Here is a 19,054-nt window from a genome sequence, read left to right on the forward strand (position 1 = left end):
TTGATGGTGGAGCATGCGTCAAGCAGGCAACGGTTCGTGATTCGGGGTTTGGGGTGGCTCCGGATCGCGAACCGGAACCGATCCCACCCGTCCCGGGGAACGTCCGAAATCGTGGTCCATGGTCGGGTGGCGTTGGGGGCATCTTCCCCCCATTTGGGTCCGTTTGTCACCCCGCACGCCAAACATGAGGAGTCAAGCTGGAGATGAGCAGCGAGCAGAACGTGGTCGAGGGCTCGAATGTCACCGTCAAAATCCTCAATGCCCTGTACGTGGGTGGGGCTTACGGTCTGATTCTGATGACCGTGGTGCAGGTGCTGATCCTGGTCTCCTGGATCCGCCACGGGTAGCGCGTTTCCTCTGATTCATCCGGATTTTTCGATACCCTCTCCTTCCAGAAGTCTCATCAGGGCCCACAGCCCCTCCAGAAGCGGCGCGGAACGACCGACGCGACGGGCGGCGCGTACCGCTGCGCCCAGGATCGCGTCGATCTCCATGGCTCGACCCGCCAGGTGGTCGAGCGCCATGCTGGTATGATAGGGGGGAATCGAGCGCGTGGCCTCCAGATGGGCCTCGATCAACCCTTCCGGCAGGTCGTGACCGTGGGCCGCGGCGATCTCGATCACCTCACGCATGATGTCGCGTACCAGCTTCTCCCCCTCGGGCAGACGCAGAATCTCCTCGGTGGTCCGATCCCCGGCCAGCACCGAAGTCGGGTTGAAGGCGGCGTTCCAGACCAGCTTGATCCAGCGTGCCCGTGCCGGGGTGTCGGTGATCTGACAGGGGAGGCCGGCGGCGGTGAACAATTCCGCCAGTTGTCGCACCTTGGGCGAGATGCCGGAGGGGTGGCGCCCCAGGGTGATCTTGCCGTGACAGAGATGGCGGATATGGCCCGGCGCGATCTTTTGCAGGCAGACGAAGGCCAGACCGGCGATGATTTCGTGTTCCGGAAAGGCGGTTTGGACCGGTTCCTCGATGTCGAGGCCGTTTTGCAGCAGGATGATGGCGGTTCGATCGCCAACCGCCGGACGGATGATCTCGGCCACCGGCGGGTCGGGCAGGGCCTTGAGGCTCACCAGCAGAAAATCGGGCGGGTCGGGCAGGGCCTCGAGCCGGTCGATCACCCGATGGGGATGGAAGATCTCCTGACGATCCAGCCCGTCGATGCGCATGCCGTGCTGGCGCACCTGTTCGTAATCGGAGCGGTGCAGGGTGGTGACATGCGCCCCCGCGCGCGCCAGGGCAGCGCCGTAGAAGCCGCCAACCGCACCGGCGCCGATCACCAGCACCGTAGGCGTGGGTGGGGACAAAGGGGCGTCGAGCGTGGCGGTTTGCATCGGGGAGTGGGGGATCATGGACCCTCCTGCGTGGGTGGGGATTGGTCGTCTCTAGTGAAACACCACCGTCCGGCCCTGCCACTGAATGATCTTGCGTTCCGTGAACTTGCGCAAGGCCGAGGCGAGTACCTGCTTTTCGATGTCCGCGCCCACCTGCTTCATGTCGGTCACCGAGAACTGATGACCGATTCGCACCACATCCTGATGGATGATCGGTCCCTCGTCCAGATCACAGGTGACGAAATGGGCCGTGGCGCCGATCAGCTTCACCCCGCGCCGGTAAGCCTGTTCATACGGGTCGTTGCCGATGAACGAGGGGAGGAAGGAGTGGTGGATGTTGATGATTGGCGTGCGCACCTCGCCCAGGAAATGGGGCGAGAGGATTTTCATGTAACGGGCCAGCACGATCAGGTCCGGGCTGTGCTGCTCGATGATGCGGATCTGCATCGGCTCGAACAGGCTCGCGTCGCCGGTGGTCGGGGTGTGATAAAAGGGGAGATCGAGCTTGCGAATGATCGGTTCGATCGCCAGATGGTTGCTCACCACCGCGCGCAGATCGATGCGCATTTCGCCGCTCAACCAGCGGGAGAGCACCTCCAGCGGGCAGGGCAGGGTCTTGGAACAGAACATCACCACCCGCAACCGTTCCAGCGGATCGTGGAACGAATAGGCCATGTCCAGTTCGCGGGCGATCGGAAAGAACTTTTCGGTCCAGGTCTGAATGGACTGGGGCGAGCCCTCTTCGCTCCCCTCGATACGGATGAAAAAGCGTCCCCGTTCCGAGTGCTGGGAGAGGTCGAGGATGTTGAAAAGTTCGTCGGCGAAAAAGCCGGTGATGCGCGCATCCAGACCCACACGGTCCGGACAGTGGCCGAGAAAGATGATTTCCGAGGATGGTTTGGTCATGGGAAACGTCCAACCGATGTCGAACAACCAGGCCGAATCAACCTGCCAACCCCTCCCGGGTTGATCCTCACCAGCGCACCAGCGCCGATCCCCAGGTGAAGCCGCCGCCAAAAGCCACCATCATCACCCGTTGACCGGCCTGGATCCTGCCGTCCCGCACCACCTCGTCGAGGGCCAGGGGCACGCTCGCCGCCGAGGTGTTGCCATGCCGGTCCACGGTCACCGCCACCCGTTCCATCGGCATGCCCAACCGTTTGGCCGTGCTCTGGATGATGCGGATGTTGGCCTGATGGGGCACCAGCCAATCCACCTGCTCCTTGGAGATCTGGTTGGCGGACAGGGTCTCGTCCACGCAGGACTCCATGGCCTTGACCGCCTGCTTGAACACCTCGTTGCCCTGCATGCGGATCACCCCCATGCCGCCGCCCGGCGCCGGACCGCGGGAGATCCCGCCGTCGGTGAGCAACAGGTCGATCTGCGAGCCGTCGGCATGCAGATGGGTGGAGAGCAGTCCGCGTTCGCCATCCAGTTCCGCCTCGAGCAGCACGGCGCCCGCGCCATCGCCGAACAGGATGCAGGTGCCGCGATCGTTCCAGTCGAGGATGCGCGAGGCGGTCTCGGCGCCGATCACCAGCACCCGCCAGCAGCTGCCGGCGCGAATGAACTGATCGGCCACGGAGAGGGCGTGCATGAACCCGGCGCACACCGCCTGCACGTCGAAGGCCGGCATGCGGGTGTGGGAGAGTCCCAGTTTGTGCTGAACGATCGAGGCGGTGGAGGGGAAGACCAGATCCGGGGTGGTGGTGGCGACGAGGATCAGATCGATGGTGGCGGCGTCGATGCCGGCGGCCTGGATGGCGTTGCGACCCGCCTGCGCGGCCAGATCCGAGGTGTACTCCCCTTCGGCGGCGATGCGTCGTTCGCGGATCCCGGTGCGTGAAAAGATCCATTCGTCGGAGGTATCGACCATCCGGGCCAGATCGTGGTTGGTGAGCCGTTTTTCCGGGAGATGGGAACCGGTGCCGATGATGCGCGCCCTCAACCTGGACATGCCTGCTCTCCCCCGTTTCCGGCGGAAACGCCGGCATGGGCCGCGATGTCGCGGCGAATCTTTTCGTTGACACGATTGGCGGCCAGATCCACGGCCACGCCGATGGCCCGGCTGAAGGCATACGGATCCGCCCCGCCGTGACTCTTGACCACGATGCCGTTGAGTCCCAGCAGGATCGCGCCGTTGTATTTGCGCGGATCGACCCGTGAACGGAAACTGGTCATGGCGGGACGGGCGGCCAGATAGCCGAGTTTGGTCCAGACCGAAGCACCGAACGACTCTTTGAGGAAATGGGTCAACATGCGCGCCATCCCCTCGATGGTTTTCAAGGTGACGTTGCCGACGAAGCCGTCGCACACCACCACGTCCACCCCACCGGCGAAGATTTCCGAGGCCTCGACATTGCCGATGTAGCCATCGCCGCCATCGGCCTTGAGCCGTTCGCCGGCCTCCTTGACCACCTCGTTGCCCTTGATCTCCTCCTCGCCGATGTTGAGAAGACCGATGCGCGGTTTTTTCAGTCCCATCACCGCCGACGCATAGACCTTGCCCATCAGGGCGAACTGACAGAGATGATCCGCCGAGCAATCGACATTGGCCCCGACATCGAGCATCAGGGTTTGACCGGTGATTGAGGGCATGACCGCCATGATGGCCGGTCGATCGACGCCGGGGAGGGTCTTGAGGACATAGCGGGCCGTGGCCATGAGTGCCCCGGTGTTGCCCGAGGAGACGAAGGCATCCGCCGCGCCGCTCTTGACCAGATTGGCGCCCACCCGCATCGAGGAGTCCTTTTTGGTGCGCAGGGCCACGGAGGGTTTGTCCGCCATGCCGACCACCTCGCTGGCCGGATGGATGACGAACCGTCCCGGATCCGCGCCGATGCGCGCGAGTTCGGTGGCGATCACCTCAGGCTGTCCCACCAGGGTGAAGGCGCATCCGGGGTGCTGTCCCAAGGCCAGGACAGCCCCCTCGATGGGGGCTGCTGGAGCCTTGTCGCCCCCCATGGCATCCAGCGCGATGCGAATGGTCACGATCGGTCGTCCCTTGCGCGGAGGCGGGGTACGCCCCTTACTCCTTGACTGCCACCACCTCGCGACCCTTGTACCACCCGCAGTGGGGGCACACCTTGTGTGGGGGGCGCGGCTCCTGGCAGTTCGGGCAGAGCGACAACGCCGGGGCGGTCAGGGCACTGTGGGCGCGACGCATGCCGCCACGCGCGGAGGAAACTTTCTTTTTGGGTACGGCCATGGGTGTTCTCCTTGCTTTTAAGATCAAACCAACGTGTTCATGCGATTTTCGTCTTCCCGCGTCCCAGGGAGGCGCGAATCAGGTGGATCGCAACGATTTCAACGCCGCGAACGGGCCTTGCGGCTCGCTTTCACGGCAGGTACACGGAGCGCGATTGAGATCCGCCCCACACCCCGCACACAGTCCAGCACACCCGGAGACGCAGACCGGGTTCATGGGCAGGGTAAGCAACAACTCCTCTTCGACCAGATGGGAGAGCGTGAGCACACCATCCGGCAGATATTCGACATCCTCCTCGAAGCGCCAGCTTTTGTTTTTGACCGCCGGGTCGCTTCCGACCGCGAAGGCGGCATCGATTTCCGCCTCCAGGGGCGCGGAAAAGTCAACCAGGCAGCGCACGCAGGTCAAACGCAGCGTGGCGCGACAGAATCCCCGTACCCGCGCGATCCACCGTCCTTCCTGACGCACCGGTCTGGCCTCGAGCAGCAGCTCGGCCCGGCCTTCCAGAGCGCCGGCCTCGGCCAGTTCGGTGAAATCCTCCTGGCCAAACACGCCGTTGGCCTTCCAGGGCTGGGCGCGATGCAGCAGGTGGTTCAGATCCAGGGTGACACTCCCCAGGGCGCGGGGTGTGTCGCCCAGCAACTCCCAGCGCGGCTGGAAAGCGTCGTCGTCCCGATCTTCGTCCATGCCGAGAGGTGCCATCGTCGTCACCCGCGTGCCAGATAGACCAACCACAACCCCACTGCCATGAGCAGGAATCCGGTACGTCGCAACATCCCTTCCGGCAGTTCGGCGATCGCCAGTACCCAACGCCGCATCCGCTCGGGAGCCAGGAAATAGGGCACCCCTTCCACGATCAGCACCATGCCCAGGATACTCAAGAAATCCTTCATGCCACCTCGATCCGACTGCCGGCATCACCGATCACGTTTCATGCCCCTCCCGCGTGTCGCCCGCGTTCCCCATGCATGCACCGGTTTCATACCCGTCACGAGAGCCCCACGCGAATCAGCGACCCGGCGGCGTCAACCCTTGCAGATAGCGGAAGAAACCCGAAGGTTCCAGCACCACGGTGGTCGAATCCTTGCCCATGGACTTGGCATAGGCCTCCAGGGTCCGGGTGAACTGGTAGAAACGCGGATCGGCCTGATAGGCCTCGGCATAGACCTTGGTGGCCTCGGCGTCCCCCTCGCCCCGGATCTCCTGGGCCGACTTGTAGGCCTCGGCGAGCAGCACCTCCCGTTCGCGCACCGCCTTGGAGCGAATCTTGACCGCCTCCTCCTCGCCCTGGGCCCGGTACTGCTTGGCCTGGCGTTCACGTTCGGTCTGCATGCGCCGGAACACCGCCTTGGAGTTCTCCGCGGGCAGATCGGTCCGTTTGATGCGCACGTCGATGATTTCGATGCCGTACTTGTTGGCCTGGACGTTGGTCTGCTCGCGGATGCGCTGGGTCAGATCCGAACGGGAGGCCGAGACGATCTCCATCATGGTGAACTGCCCCAACACCTCGCGGATGTTGGAGTAGATGATGTCGTTGAGCCGGTCGGCGGCACCGTTCTCGTCGCGCACGGTCTGGAAGAACTTCAACGGATCGACGATGCGCCAGCGCGAATAGCTGTCCACCTTGAGGTTTTTCTTGTCCGCCGACAGGATCTCCTGCGGCTCCTGATCGAACTCCAACAGGCGGCGATCGAAGAAGTGGACCTCTTGCAGAAACGGGAACTTGAAATGGAGCCCCGGCTCGGTGATGGCCGGCTCCACCGGCTTGCCCAGCTGCACCACCAGCGCCTGACGCCACTGCGCCACGGTGTAGACCGACTGGGTGACCAGCACCAGAATCGCCACCCCCACCAGGGAGAGCCCCAGGGAAAGATTCTTGTTCATGGCGTCGCCTCCCCCTTGGCCGGCGCGGCGCCGCCCCGAACGCCACCTGGCGCCGGAATCGGCATGTAAGGCAGCAGATTGTGTCCGGCCCGCGGCTCGACGATCACCTTGTTCACGCCGCTCAACACCTCCTCCATGGCCTCCAGATAAAGGCGGGTTTCGGTGATGTCACGCGCCTTCTCGTACTCCTTGAGAATCGCCAGAAAACGGTGTATGTCGCCCTGGGCACGGGTCACCTTGGCGGCGCGATAGGCCTCGGCCTCCTGGATTTGCTTGGCCGCCTCGCCCTTGGCCTTGGGCAGGATGTCGTTGGCATACCCCTGGGCCTCGTTGATCGCCCGTTCGCGGTCCTCCCGCGCGCTGGCCACGTCCTTGAAGGCGTGCACCACCTCGGGCGGCGGCGAAACTTTCTGGAGCTGCACCGTGACGATGGTGATGCCGCTGTTGTAGCTGTCCAGGATTTTCTGCATGGTCAGCTTGGCATCGGACTGGATCTTCTCCTTGCCGGCGGTCAGGGCGCTGTCGATTTCGTTGCGACCGATCACCTGCCGGATCGCCGATTCCGCCGCGTCGCGCACCACCTTGTGGCGATCGGTCGAGGGGTTGCGCAGATTGAACAGATTGTTGGCCGCGCCCCCATCCTTGATACGGTACTGGACGCTCATGTCGATGTCGATGATGTTCTCATCGCCGGTGAGCATCAGGGACTCGGCGGGAACATCCACCTCGTCGCCACCCGAACGGGTGTCGCCCCGTGAACGGGTCCGGTAACCGATCTCGATCCGCTCCACCTTGGTCACCTTCGGGGTGAGCACCGTGGCGATCGGGTAGGGAAGACGCCAATGGGGACCGGGACCGGTGGTCTCCACATGCCGCCCGAAACGCAACACCACACCGTTTTCGTCCGGTCCGACCACGTAGATGCCGGTGGCCATCCAGACGAGCAGCGCCAATGCGAGCACGATCGGCCAGGCCCGCGCGAGCGGATTTCCACCCTGGAAACGCTCGCGCAGAAGCTGGAAAATCTGATCGATATCGGGTGGTTGCGGGGGCACGCCACCGCTCGGCCCCCAGGGACCCGGATTGCCACCACCATCGTTCCACGCCATGGTTTGCACACTCCTCGTTCAAGGTATGAACGTCAATCAGCGATCCGCGTCAAACGCCATCGGGCGGATGACTGGATAAACCGTACATTTTCCCACAAAGATCCGGGCAAGTAAAGCGTTGGCCGCGATCTTCCGAACCAAATCCGTTCAGGTGTCGCCGAGCACCTCGGCAAGCGCTCCGGCATCCAGCGCCCGATCGGTTTTCCTCCCGTGCCGTCCGGCATTCTCCATGGCCTTGAGCAGGATGGGACGCAGGAGCGCGTTTTCCATCTGGATCCGAATGTCCATGGCATCGCGGCGGCATCAGGGACTCTGGAGGTTCCCCGATTGTTCAGGGCATGCCTGGTGGTTTGTTGCCACCGAACAGCCCCGCGCCCGGAAAACCGCCCCCGCCCCCCAGTCCGGGGAGACCGCCCCCGCCCCCCAGTCCGGGGAGGCCGCCCCCGCCCCCCAGTCCGGGAAAGCCGCGCATGAACCCCTTGCCGCCGAGTTTTCCGAACCGTTTCATCAGGGTCTGGGTCTGGATGAATTGTTTCAACAGTTGATTCACCTCCTGGACCGTGGTGCCGGAACCCATGGCGATGCGCTTCTTGCGCGAGGCGTTGATGATCTGATGCTTGCGCCGTTCGGTGGGGGTCATGGAGAGGATGATCGCCTCCACGCGACGCAGGTGCTTTTCGTTCACCGCCATGTCGCGCCCTTTCATCGCCTGTTTCACCCCTGGGATCATGCCCATGATCTCCTCCAGAGGGCCCATCTTCTTGATCTGGCGCATCTGGGCCAGGAAATCTTCCAGGGAGAAGGTCGAGGAGAGGAGTTTCTCCTGTAATTTCGAGGTCTCCTTGAGATCGACCTTCTCCATCACGTTTTCGACCAGGGAGAGGATATCGCCCATGCCGAGGATACGCGAGGCAACCCGGTCCGGATGGAACGGTTCCAGACCTTCCATGGTTTCGCCGGTGCCCAGGAACTTGATCGGCTTGCCGGTGACGTGTCGTACCGACAACGCCGCGCCGCCGCGGGCATCGCCATCGGTCTTGGTGAGGATCACGCCGGTCAGGGAGAGCTTCTCGTCGAAGTTGCGCGCCACGTTGACCGCGTCCTGACCGGTCATCGAGTCCACCACCAGCAGGGTTTCGGTGGGTTTGACCAGGGCGGCCACATCCACCAGTTCGTTCATCAACTCGGCATCGACATGCAGACGTCCGGCGGTATCCAGCAGCAGCACGTCGTAACCGCCGGTGCGGGCGGTTTGCAAAGCCCGTTTGGCGATCTCGCGCGGATCCTCGCCCGGCGAGGTGGGCATCACCTTGGCGCCGACCGAGCTGCCCACCGTGGCGAGCTGGTCCATGGCCGCGGGACGATAGACATCCAGGGAGGCCAGCAGCGGCTTGCGGCGCTCCTTTTCCATCAGGCGCTTGGCGAGTTTGGCGGTGGTGGTGGTCTTGCCCGACCCCTGGAGTCCGACCATCAGCACCACGACCGGCGGTTGGGCGGCGAGGTTCAACCGTTCGTTGATTCCGCCCATGACATGGATCAGCTCCTTGTGGACCAGGTGAACCACCTGCTGACCGGGGGTGAGGGAGCCCATCACCTCCTGGCCGAGGGATTTCTCCCGCACCCTGGCGACGAAGGATTTGACCACGTCGAGATGGACATCCGCCTCGAGCAGGGCCATGCGCACCTCGCGCATGGCGTCGCGGATGTTCTTCTCGTTGAGCGAACCCTGGCCCTTGAGTTTCTTGAAGACCGCTTCCAGGCGGTCGGAGAGGGAATCGAACATGGCTATCCTCCAAAGATCCCCTAACGGGGCGTGTCGCCGGCCACCACCGGCAGGTCGTACAGGCGCCATTCGGAGATCGAGCCGTCGTAGAGACGCACCTTCTCCCAGCCGAGATGACGCAACACCGCCCAGGTGTGCGCGGCGCGATGGGCGGTTTCGCAGTAGACGATCACCTCGCGCGTCGGATCGTCGATGCCGATGGCGGCGTACAGCGCACGCAGCGCCTCGTCGGATTGCAGACGGGGATCCTGACGTCCCATCAGGGTGTCGATCCAGTCCAGATGCACGGCGCCGGGCAGATGGCCACGCGGTCCGCGCAGGGTGAGCCCCAGGTATTCGTTGCGCGAGCGGGCATCGAGCAGCACCCCCTCCGCGTGGCTGGCGATGGTGGCCAGCACCTGTTCCCGATCCGCCTCCCACCTCTCGTCCGGACGGGCCGTGAAGGTCTCGGCCTCGATGTGGGGGATGGCCGAATCCAGCAGCAGTTGGCGTTGATACCAGACCGGCAGCCCGCCATCCAGAATCGCGCGGGACCCCGCGTGTCCGGCGCGGGCCAGGGTCCAGGCGAAGCGTGCCGCGTCGGTTCCGCCCACCAGATCATACACCACCACCGGGGTTTGGACACCGATTCCGAGGCGTCCGAACAGCCGTTCCAGATCCACCAGTTCCGGAAACATGGCCGGCAGCCCATCCCGTTGCGCGGTGAACTCCGGATAGGTCACCAGAACCGCGCCCGGCAGGTGCAGGCGTGGATAGTGACTCTCTCCGCCCACCTGCACCAGACGGAGCCCGGTACGCCCCAGATGCTCCAACAACCAATCCGCGGTCACGAAACCGGACCGAAAATCCAAACCGTTCATGCCAAGATCATCCCCTCCGATGAATTCCAGACCTGTCCCGCTCAAAGCGGATCACCCCTCCCCGTGATCGGCCATGATCTCCGCCATGGCCACCGGATCGCCCCGACCCAGGGCGCCGAAGATCTCCCGATTGAGCAACACATGGTCGAATGCCAGCCCGACGTTGGTGGAGTAGAGCTGGATCAACTCCCGGTCCCACTCCCCGAACGGGCCGGCACCGCGCAGATGCAGCAGGTTCACCGACCCCTGGCGGGTCTGGAAATAGCCCACGAAGCGATCCTCCTCGAACAGGCTCTCCCGGCTCTCCAGGGAGCGCTGGATCAAGACCAGGGTATCGGGATCGACCACCGCTTCGACCGGCTCGCCGATCCGGTCCGTGTAGCGTCCGGTTCCGGCATACAGCACCAGGCGTCCGCCATCGCCGTTGACCGCGAATCCCGACCCCTGGGCATAGAGGGCGCTTTCGTCCAGGCCCAGAATCGACACCAGTTGCGTGAGCACGCCGTTGGCCAGTTTGCGGATCGAGCGCGGCTCGAACAGGCTTCCGGTGGCCTGGATGATTTTTTGCAACCCTTTGCGGTTCTGTTCGATCACCATCATGTCGCGGTAGGAGCGCAACGCCGTGATCACCGCCGTGGTCAGGCGGATATCGGTGAGATCGGTTTTCTCCTTGTAATCGTTGATGTCGTAATCCAGGATCACCCGTTGTTCCGGCGCGTGACCCGGCTGACCGGTGCGCAGGATGATGCGCACGAAGCGATTGCGCAAGGTTTCGCGAATGAAACGGACCGCCTCGAGTCCCGCCTGATCGCTCTCCATCACCACGTCCAGGAGCAGCACCGCGGTATCCGGGTGTTCGTGCATCAGACGTTCGGCATCGGCCCGTGAGTAGCCGTGCAGAAACCGCAGGCCCCGTCCCTCGAAACGGAAGGTGCGCAGCACCATGGTGCTCAAGGCATGCACGTCCGGGTCGTCATCGACGATCATCAGTTTCCAGGCATTCGATTCGGGCAGGCGTCCGGTTCCGTCCGACGGACGCGGGGCGGCATCATCGGCAAAAAGAAGGTCGCTCATGCTACTCCATCCTTAAAGCAGGGAATCAATCCTTGGAATGTTCGCGGCTGGCTGGAAACGTGATCGTGAAGCTTGCGCCCGCGCCGGGCGTGGAGCGGCATTCGATTTCGCCGCCCAAGGGCCCGCTGACCAGGTTGTAGACGATGTGCATCCCCAAACCGCTCCCCCCCTTGTGGCGCGCCGTGGTGAAGAAGGGTTCGAAGATCCGTTTTCGCTCCTCTTCCCCCATGCCCAGGCCATCATCCGCGTAACGCAGAAGGATCTGGTCACCACGCGACTCGACGGTGATCGTGATCCGACCGGTCCGATCATCGGCAAAGCCATGCAGCAATGAATTTATCACAAAATTGGTCACGATCTGGGAAAAAACGTCGGGTCGCCCGAAATAGGTCAACTCTTCCGGGCAGATCACCTCGATCTGGTGGGGTGTTTTCTTGAGACGGGGGTGGAGGCTTTGCAGGATCTGCCGGATCAGGGTGGCGAAGTCGAAACTCCGGCACGCTTCGCTGCTGGTATCCACCGCCACCTGCTTGAAACCGCGCACCAGTTCGGCGGCACGCATCAGGTTGGAGAGGATCATGGCCGAGGAGTCCGAGGCGTCCTGAAGGTATCCTTCCAGATCGGCGCGGGCCAGTTTCCCTTCGTCGTAGCGGCTTCGGCACTCTCGGGTGCGGTTTTCCAGAAACGAGGCCGCGGTGACGCCGATTCCCACCGGAGTGTTGATCTCGTGGGCCACCCCGGCCACCAGACCGCCGAGGGCGGCCATCTTCTCCGAGGAGAGCAGTTGGGCATGGGTGCGCTTCAACATGGTCAACGACGACTCCAGGGCCCGATTGCTCTGGGCGAGTCGTTCCGAAGCCTCGGCCTCGCGGGCGCGGGCCTCCTCGATCTCCTGGGTAAGGATCTCGAATTGGTCGATGAACTGTTGCAGGGCGTTGCCGGGCACGGCGGTGGAAAGGGTCAGATTGAGCCTCTGGCGGGCAAAGGAGACCATTTTCTGGGTCACCGAGCGCATCATCCGGCCCAGCCAATAGATGATGCCGACGAACAGGGCGATCAGGAGAAACAGGCCGGCGGCCCATTCGCTCCGGCCCTCGCCGACCAGGGTGGTGGTCAAGGCGTCGAGTCGCTCCTTGGGCAGCAACCCCACGAACCGCAGGAACATGGTGGCCGAATAGGTTTCCGCGCCAAGCTCCTTGCCGAAGATCAGGTGATCGGCGTGCAGGGACGACAGGAGAGTTCTGGCCGGAATCCGCTCCGGGCGACTGCTCGCCATGACCCGTTCCCCGGCCTCATCGAGAAAGGCCAGAATGCCATCCTGATACCATTCGGCGTGGAACGATTGCAGAAAGTCGTCGTCGAGCGGAGCGATCAACACCAGCAGCGCCTTGGCTCGGCCATCGGCATGGCGCAGGTCCGCGCAGGTGAGAAAATGGGGAATCCCCTGATCGTGACGCACCGCGCTTCTGACTTCGTGGGCCAGACAGGCGTCGATGAAGGGTTGGAGGGACAATCCGGGCTGGGCCTTGCCGCGCGCGGCCACGAAGGCCCGTGCGCGTCCCGAGCCGTCGGTGAGCAGCGCATGGACCTCATACCCCAACTCACGGGTGATGCGCCGCGCGGGAAACCAGACCAGGGTGGTTTCGGACGGCTCTCGGGAGAGATCGTCCTGGGGCTCCTCCACCAGCCAGCCGGCTGCGTCGCGCTGGTCGAAGGCCTCGGAGAATTCGGCGCGTTCCACCAGCCAGCGCACCACCCGTTCCTGGGCGCGCAACCGTTCGTCCAGCCGGATCCAGTCGATCTGGGCGTCGCGGCGCATCTCGGCGAGCAGATGGTGCTGCACCAGCGATTCCATGCGCCGGGCGTGCAGGGCATCCTGGAAGAACCAGAAAAAGGCTCCGGCGGCACCGGTGATGAGGAGTGCCTGGACCGTCAACGGCACCGTGTGTCGCAGGCGTCCGATCCGCCAGATCAGGAGACGCGCAAGCCGCCAGATCTTCACACCACCGGCATCCCGATGCGTTCGAGCATGCCGGTCAGGGCGATCAGGGGGAGCCCCATCAAGGCGGTGGGATCCTCCCCTTCCATGCGGGAGAAGAGGGCGATGCCCAGCTGTTCGGATTTGAACCCGCCCGCGCAATCGAACGGGCGGTCCCGTTCCAGGTAACGCTGGATGGTGTCGTCACGCAGCGGACGAAAATGAACGCGAAACAGGATCAATGCCCGTTGCAGGCGGGGCTCGACCGGGGCAAGGAGCGCCAGACCGTTGTGAAACACCACCTCGCGTCCCGAGGCGAGACGCAGTTGGGCGGCGGCGTTTTCAGGGGAGCCGGGTTTGCCGAGCACCCGGCCATCGATCACCGCCACCTGATCCGAGGCGATGATCACCGCATCCGGAAACCGCTCGGCCACGGCACGGGCCTTGGCCTCAGCCAGGCGTTGCACGAGCGTTTCCGGGGGTTCGTCGGGCAGGCGGGTTTCGTCGGTCTCCGGGGAGGCGACCGCGAAGGGGACGCCGAGACGTTCGAGGAGCTGGCGGCGGTAGATCGAGGTCGAGGCCAGGACGAGCGGGGCCACCAGGCTCATCGCCGCGCTTCCTCCGTCACCGGGCGTCCGAACTGGGCGCCCATGATCTTGGCGGAGAGTTTGCCGTTCCAGTTGGCCGGCAGATCGTCGGTGGTGACCAGGAAACTGCGTCCCGAGCCGGACGGGAGGCTCTCCGACTGATCGCCGAAGATCCCGCCGGAGATCACCAGCGGGTTGACCGGACGGGCGGTGAGCACCTCGCCGGCGTTGCCCAGGAATTCGATCTGCACCCGTGCCGCGATCAGCGGCTGGTTGCCGTGGTTGTAAACCCGTCCCTGCACGCGCCGCTCTCCGCTCTCCAGAATGAAGATCGCCAATTGATCGACGCTCACCCCATCCTTGGCCAGGGTGACCGGTGGGGGTTCCGGACCTTCGATACCCGCCGGGACTCCCTTCAGCGGGCCGGACAGACGCAGTTTCTTTTCGGCTTCCGTGGCCTCGCGATGGGCCTGTTCGGCCTCGGAGGAGTCCTTGATGGCGCCGAGCTTGGTGTAGAACAGCCATCCACCGCCCAAAAGCAACAACAGGGCGATGACCGCACCCCCCAGCAGAAGGATTTTCTTCCTGCCCGGTTTCGCGGTTCCTTCCTCGTCCACATTTTCGACTTCCTGTTCGTCCATGGCTCTCACCCGCCACCTTCAATACGTCTTACATCCCATCCAGCCAGCTTTTGGCATTGGCGAACATCCGTGCCCAGGGACCGGCATCGCCCCGCGCGCCATCCGGGATCCAGGAGTTCTGGACCCAGCGGAACACCCGTTCGGGATGGGGCATCAGGATGGTCACGCGACCATCCTGACTGGTCACCCCCGCGATTCCGGCGGGCGAACCGTTCGGATTGGCGGGATAGTGTTCGGTCACGTTGCCACGGTTGTCCACATAGCGCAAGGCAATCCGTCCCGTGTCCGCCAGACGGGCGTTGGCGCGTCCCTCGCCGTGGGCGCAGGGTACCAGCAGTCGTGCACCTTCCATGCCGGCCAGGAGCACCGAGGGAGAGTCGCCGATCTCCACCCGCGCGACCCGCGCCTCGAAGCGACCACTCCGGTTGCGCACGAAGCGGGGCCACCCTTCGGCGCCGGGGATCAGTTCGGCGAGGGTGCTCATCATTTGACAGCCGTTGCACACCCCGAGGGAGAAGGTGTCCGGACGGTGGAAGAAGCTCCGGAAGGCCTCGCGCAGGGTGTCGTTGAAGAGAATCGAGCGGGCCCACCCCTGTCCGGCGCCGAGCACGTCGCCATAGGAGAAACCGCCACAGGCCGCCAGTCCGCGATGGTTTTCCAGTCTGATCCGACCGTTGGCCAGGTCGGTCATGGTGGCGTCCACCGGATCGAAACCGGCGGCATGGAACGCCGCCGCCATCTCCACATGGCCGTTCACTCCCTGCTCGCGCAGGATCAGCACCTCGGGACGGGCGCCGGTGGCGATCATCGGGGCCGGGATTTCGAACGGCACCCGCACCGACAATCCTGGATCGGATCCATCTTGCAGGGTGTCGTACTCCTGGCGGGCGCAGACCGGATCGTCGCGCAGGGCGCGGATGCGCCAGCCGGTCTCCGACCAGAGCCGGCGGTAGCGGATCCGGTCGCCGTTCAGGATCTCCCGACCGGCATGGAAAAAACCCAACCGGGTGCCCGGCACCGGCTCGCCGAGTCGTGCGGCCAGGATGCCCAGGCGGGCCAGGCGGTCGCGGGTGGTCTCCAGGTGTGCGCGGCGTACCTGCACCACCGCGCCCAACTCCTCGGCGAAGAGCGCCGCCAGGGGATCCCGACCCAGGCCATCCAGGGCGATCTCCACTCCGCAACCGCTCGCGAAGGCCATCTCGCACAGCGTGACGAACAGTCCGCCGTCGGCGCGATCGTGATAAGCGAGAATGATCTTTTCATCGGCCAGGGCGCGCACTTCGTTGAAGAAATTCTTGAAGGCCACGGGATCGTCCAGATCCGGCGGTTCATCCCCCATCTGGCGGTAGACCTGGGCCAGGGCCGAGCCGCCCAACCGGTCGCGTCCGCGTCCCAGATCGATGAGCAGAAGGTCGGTCGGGCCGGCGTCCAGGCGCAGTTGCGGGGTGAGCGCGCCGCGCACATCCTCGACCACCGCGAAGGCGGAGACGATCAGGGAGACCGGCGCGGTGACGGACCGTTCCGCGCCGTGATCGCGCCAGACGCTCTTCATGGAGAGCGAATCCTTGCCCACCGGAATGCCGATCCCCAGGGCCGGACACAGCTCCATCCCCACGGCGCGCACCGCCGCGAACAGGGCCGCGTCCTCGCCCGGATGGGAGGCGGCGGCCATCCAGTTGGCCGAGAGTTTTACGCTCTCCAGCGCCTTGACCGGCGCGGACAGGAGGTTGGTCAACGCCTCGCCCACGGCCAGACGCGCCGAGGCCGCCGGATCGAGCAGCGCCACCGGGGTGCGCTCGCCCATGGCCATCGCCTCGCCGGCATATCCCTGATAATCGCGCAGCGTCACCGCCGCGTCGGCCACCGCCACCTGCCACGGTCCCACCATCTGGTCGCGATGGACCAGTCCGGTCACGGTGCGATCGCCGATGGTGATCAGAAAGCCCTTGTCCGCCACGGTCGGCAGACGCAACACCCGTTCGGCGGCCTCGACCAGATCGATGCCGCGGGTGTCGAAGGAGATGCGCAGCGGCACGCGGTTGCGGGTGTCGCGCAGCATGCGCGGCGGTTTGCCCAGGAGCACCTCCATGGGCAGATCGATGGATACCTCGCCCGTGCGGCTGTCCATCAGGTGCAGGACCGGTTCGGCGGTGGCCACGCCCAGCACCCGGAACGGGCAGCGCTCACGGGCGCAGAACGCGGCGAACAGGGGTTCGTGTTCCGGCGCGATGGCCAGCACATAGCGCTCCTGGGCCTCGTTGCACCACACTTCCATCGGCGACATGGTGGGGTCGTCGTTGGGCACGCGGGCCAGGTCGAGCCGACCGCCCACGCCGCCACCGTGCAGGAGTTCGGGCACGGCGTTGGAAAGGCCGCCGGCACCGACATCGTGGATCGACAGGATCGGGTTGCCGCCCTCGTGATGCAGACAGGTGTTGATCACCTCCTGGCAGCGGCGCTGCATCTCGGCGTTTTCGCGCTGCACCGAGGCGAAATCCAGCTCCGCCAGGGAGACTCCGCTCGTCTGGGACGAGGCGGCCCCGCCCCCCAGACCGATCAGCATCGCCGGTCCGCCGATCTGGATCACCAGGGAACCCGGCGCCAGGGGCTGTTTTTCGATCTGTTCGGGCTCGATGGCGCCGAGTCCGCCGGCCACCATGATGGGTTTGTGATAGCCGCGCACCTCGCCGCCCACCTTCTGTTCGAAGGTGCGGAAATAGCCGGAGAGGTTCGGGCGTCCGAATTCGTTGTTGAAGGCCGCGGCCCCCAGCGGTCCCTCGATCATGATCTCGAGGGCCGAGACGATCCGTTCCGGCTTGCCGTAGGGTTCTTCCCAGGGCTGGATCGCGTCCGGGAGATTGAGGTTGGAGACCGAAAAGCCGCACAGCCCCGCCTTGGGACGGGAACCGCGTCCGGTGGCCCCCTCGTCGCGGATCTCCCCGCCCGAACCGGTGGCCGCGCCCGGAAAGGGGGCGATGGCGGTCGGGTGGTTGTGGGTCTCCACCTTCATCAGTACGTGGAGTGCGGCGGGCGTGGCCCGGTAGACCCCTTCCTCGTCCGGCGCGAAACGGGCGCCGGGACCGCCGCGCATCACGGCGGCGTTGTCCCGATAGGCCGACAGGGCCGGATCCGGGGTTCTGGCCTCGGTTTCGCGGATCATGCCGAACAGGGTTTCCGTTTGTGCGCGACCGTCGAGCACCCAGGCGGCATTGAAGATCTTGTGCCGGCAGTGCTCGGAGTTGGCCTGGGCGAACATCATGAGTTCGACATCGGTCGGATCCCGTCCCACCTTGCCGAAGTGGTCGGCCAGATAGCGGATCTCTTCCGGGGAGAGGGCCAGTCCCAGCGCGACGTTGACCTTCTCGAGCGTGGGGACCGGAACCTGGACCAGGGGGCGCGCCTCGCCCTGGGCGAAGAGTCCCATGGCCTCCACCAGATCCGAACAGACCGATTGGGTCATGCGGTCGTGCAGGAGCGGCATGAGCCGTTCCCGTTGCGCCCGGTTGACCCGTTGGTCGCCGAAGTCGTGCAACACCCCGCGTTCGATGCGGGTGACGGCGGTGAGGCCGCAGCCGCGCACGATCTCGGTGGCCTTGGTGGACCAGGGAGAGATGGTGCCCAGCCGCGGAATCACCACCAGCGGCGGCGAGACGAAACGATGCAGCGCCAACTCGCGGGGCTGGGCGTTGAGCAGGGCGGCGAGCCGCTCCCGCCCGTCGGCGGTCAGCGGTTCGTTGGCGGCGACGAAATAGACGTACCGGGCCACGAAGACCGGCAGATCCAGATCATCGGGCCAGAACGAAAGCCGCAACCGGGAGTCGCACACCTCACCCGGCCAGACGAGTACCGGGCGCGTGCTCATGACTCCCCAGAGACTCCCATGCGCCGTGCCACCTCCTGGTAGGCCTCCACCACGCCGCCCAGATCACGGCGGAAGCGGTCCTTGTCCAGTTTTTCGTTCGTGACGAAATCCCACAGCCGGCAGGTGTCCGGGGAGATCTCGTCGGCCAGCACCACCTGGGAGGGATCCGAGGCCAGACGACCGAATTCGAGTTTGTAATCGACCAGGCGGATGCCGATGTTGGCGAAGAAGCCGATCAGCACGTCGTTGATCCGTTTGACGGCGGCCTCGATCCAGGCCAGCTCGGCTTCCGTGGCCCAGCCGAAAACCAGGGCGTGGTCGCGGACGATCAACGGGTCATCCAGGGCATCGGCCTTGTAGTAGAATTCGAGCACCGGACGGGGGAGTTGTTGACCCTCGGGCACCCCCAGGCGCTTCGACATGGAACCGGCGGCCACGTTGCGCACCACCACCTCGATCGGAATGATCGACACCTTGCGGATCAGTTGTTCGCGGTCGTTGAGGCGTTGGACGAAATGGGTCGGAATGCCCACCGCGTCGAGGATGGTCATGAGCTTGGAGGTGACCAGGTTGTTGATCACCCCCTTGTCGGCGATGGTCCCTTTCTTGACGCCGTTGAAGGCGGTCGCGTCATCCTTGAAATACTGGATGAAGTGATTCGGGTCGTCGGTGGCAAAGATGGCCTTGGCCTTGCCCTCGTAGAGTTTTTCCCTCTTTTCCATGATTGAAACATC

General features: G+C 64.6%; 19 protein-coding genes. 1 reads left to right on the forward strand and 18 read right to left on the reverse strand.

What is annotated here, in order from left to right; translation table 11 throughout:
* Positions 1–203: 203 nt before the first annotated feature.
* Positions 204–347, forward strand: a complete 144-nt coding sequence (locus tag ACV4UY_RS05000) for a hypothetical protein (protein WP_491606551.1) — start codon at positions 204–206, stop codon at positions 345–347.
* Positions 348–362: 15 nt separating this feature from the next.
* On the opposite strand, the gene ACV4UY_RS05005 is transcribed toward ACV4UY_RS05000, so the two are convergent.
* From ACV4UY_RS05005 to purC, 18 genes are all read right to left on the reverse strand, one after another.
* Entirely contained in the window at positions 363–1,352 is a 990-nt protein-coding gene (locus tag ACV4UY_RS05005) for a ketopantoate reductase family protein (protein ID WP_491606552.1), read from the reverse strand.
* A gap of 33 nt (positions 1,353–1,385) precedes the next feature.
* Positions 1,386–2,240, reverse strand: a complete 855-nt coding sequence (locus tag ACV4UY_RS05010; protein WP_491606553.1) for a formyltetrahydrofolate deformylase — start codon at positions 2,238–2,240, stop codon at positions 1,386–1,388.
* Positions 2,241–2,307: 67 nt separating this feature from the next.
* Complete coding sequence (locus ACV4UY_RS05015; RefSeq protein ID WP_491606554.1) at positions 2,308–3,291, reverse strand: beta-ketoacyl-ACP synthase III; 984 nt, start codon at positions 3,289–3,291, stop codon at positions 2,308–2,310.
* Positions 3,279–4,325 (reverse strand): phosphate acyltransferase PlsX, encoded by a 1,047-nt coding sequence (plsX, locus tag ACV4UY_RS05020; RefSeq protein ID WP_491606555.1) that lies wholly within the window; start codon positions 4,323–4,325, stop codon positions 3,279–3,281. Before plsX ends, ACV4UY_RS05015 begins: the two co-directional genes overlap by 13 nt.
* A gap of 37 nt (positions 4,326–4,362) precedes the next feature.
* The gene (gene rpmF, locus ACV4UY_RS05025) at positions 4,363–4,542 is read right to left on the reverse strand and encodes a 50S ribosomal protein L32 (protein WP_420905418.1); all 180 of its coding nucleotides are present in this window, start codon (positions 4,540–4,542) and stop codon (positions 4,363–4,365) included.
* Between the two features lie 78 nt (positions 4,543–4,620).
* The gene (locus tag ACV4UY_RS05030) at positions 4,621–5,244 is read right to left on the reverse strand and encodes a DUF177 domain-containing protein (RefSeq protein WP_491606556.1); all 624 of its coding nucleotides are present in this window, start codon (positions 5,242–5,244) and stop codon (positions 4,621–4,623) included.
* A 5-nt stretch (positions 5,245–5,249) separates the two neighbouring features.
* Entirely contained in the window at positions 5,250–5,435 is a 186-nt protein-coding gene (locus ACV4UY_RS05035; RefSeq protein WP_491606557.1) for a DUF2065 domain-containing protein, read from the reverse strand.
* A 115-nt stretch (positions 5,436–5,550) separates the two neighbouring features.
* The gene (hflC, locus tag ACV4UY_RS05040; protein WP_491606558.1) at positions 5,551–6,426 is read right to left on the reverse strand and encodes a protease modulator HflC; all 876 of its coding nucleotides are present in this window, start codon (positions 6,424–6,426) and stop codon (positions 5,551–5,553) included.
* Positions 6,423–7,535, reverse strand: a complete 1,113-nt coding sequence (gene hflK, locus ACV4UY_RS05045) for an FtsH protease activity modulator HflK (RefSeq protein WP_491606559.1) — start codon at positions 7,533–7,535, stop codon at positions 6,423–6,425. Before hflK ends, hflC begins: the two co-directional genes overlap by 4 nt.
* A gap of 147 nt (positions 7,536–7,682) precedes the next feature.
* Positions 7,683–7,805, reverse strand: a complete 123-nt coding sequence (locus tag ACV4UY_RS05050; RefSeq protein WP_491606560.1) for a hypothetical protein — start codon at positions 7,803–7,805, stop codon at positions 7,683–7,685.
* A 61-nt stretch (positions 7,806–7,866) separates the two neighbouring features.
* Positions 7,867–9,318, reverse strand: coding sequence for a signal recognition particle protein (gene ffh / locus ACV4UY_RS05055; RefSeq protein ID WP_491606561.1), 1,452 nt, complete (start codon positions 9,316–9,318; stop codon positions 7,867–7,869).
* Positions 9,319–9,338: 20 nt separating this feature from the next.
* On the reverse strand, positions 9,339–10,178 hold the full coding sequence (locus ACV4UY_RS05060) for a sulfurtransferase (protein ID WP_491606562.1): 840 nt from the start codon (positions 10,176–10,178) through the stop codon (positions 9,339–9,341).
* Between the two features lie 51 nt (positions 10,179–10,229).
* Positions 10,230–11,252: a DUF3369 domain-containing protein gene (locus ACV4UY_RS05065; RefSeq protein WP_491606563.1), complete on the reverse strand. Its 1,023-nt coding sequence runs from the start codon at positions 11,250–11,252 to the stop codon at positions 10,230–10,232.
* A gap of 25 nt (positions 11,253–11,277) precedes the next feature.
* The gene (locus ACV4UY_RS05070) at positions 11,278–13,254 is read right to left on the reverse strand and encodes a sensor histidine kinase (RefSeq protein ID WP_491606564.1); all 1,977 of its coding nucleotides are present in this window, start codon (positions 13,252–13,254) and stop codon (positions 11,278–11,280) included.
* On the reverse strand, positions 13,251–13,838 hold the full coding sequence (locus tag ACV4UY_RS05075; protein WP_491606565.1) for a Maf family protein: 588 nt from the start codon (positions 13,836–13,838) through the stop codon (positions 13,251–13,253). The genes ACV4UY_RS05070 and ACV4UY_RS05075 overlap by 4 nt, the downstream gene beginning before the upstream one ends.
* Positions 13,835–14,458, reverse strand: coding sequence for a hypothetical protein (locus tag ACV4UY_RS05080; protein WP_491606566.1), 624 nt, complete (start codon positions 14,456–14,458; stop codon positions 13,835–13,837). Before ACV4UY_RS05080 ends, ACV4UY_RS05075 begins: the two co-directional genes overlap by 4 nt.
* Positions 14,459–14,486: 28 nt before the next feature.
* Positions 14,487–18,320 carry a phosphoribosylformylglycinamidine synthase gene (purL, locus tag ACV4UY_RS05085; protein WP_491606567.1) on the reverse strand — a complete coding sequence of 1,278 codons (3,834 nt, stop codon included), beginning with the start codon at positions 18,318–18,320 and terminating at the stop codon, positions 14,487–14,489.
* The gene (gene purC, locus ACV4UY_RS05090) at positions 18,317–19,042 is read right to left on the reverse strand and encodes a phosphoribosylaminoimidazolesuccinocarboxamide synthase (protein ID WP_491606568.1); all 726 of its coding nucleotides are present in this window, start codon (positions 19,040–19,042) and stop codon (positions 18,317–18,319) included. The genes purL and purC overlap by 4 nt, the downstream gene beginning before the upstream one ends.
* Between the last annotated feature and the right edge of the window lie 12 nt (positions 19,043–19,054).

The sequence above is a fragment of the Candidatus Magnetaquiglobus sp. genome (genome assembly GCF_058402785.1).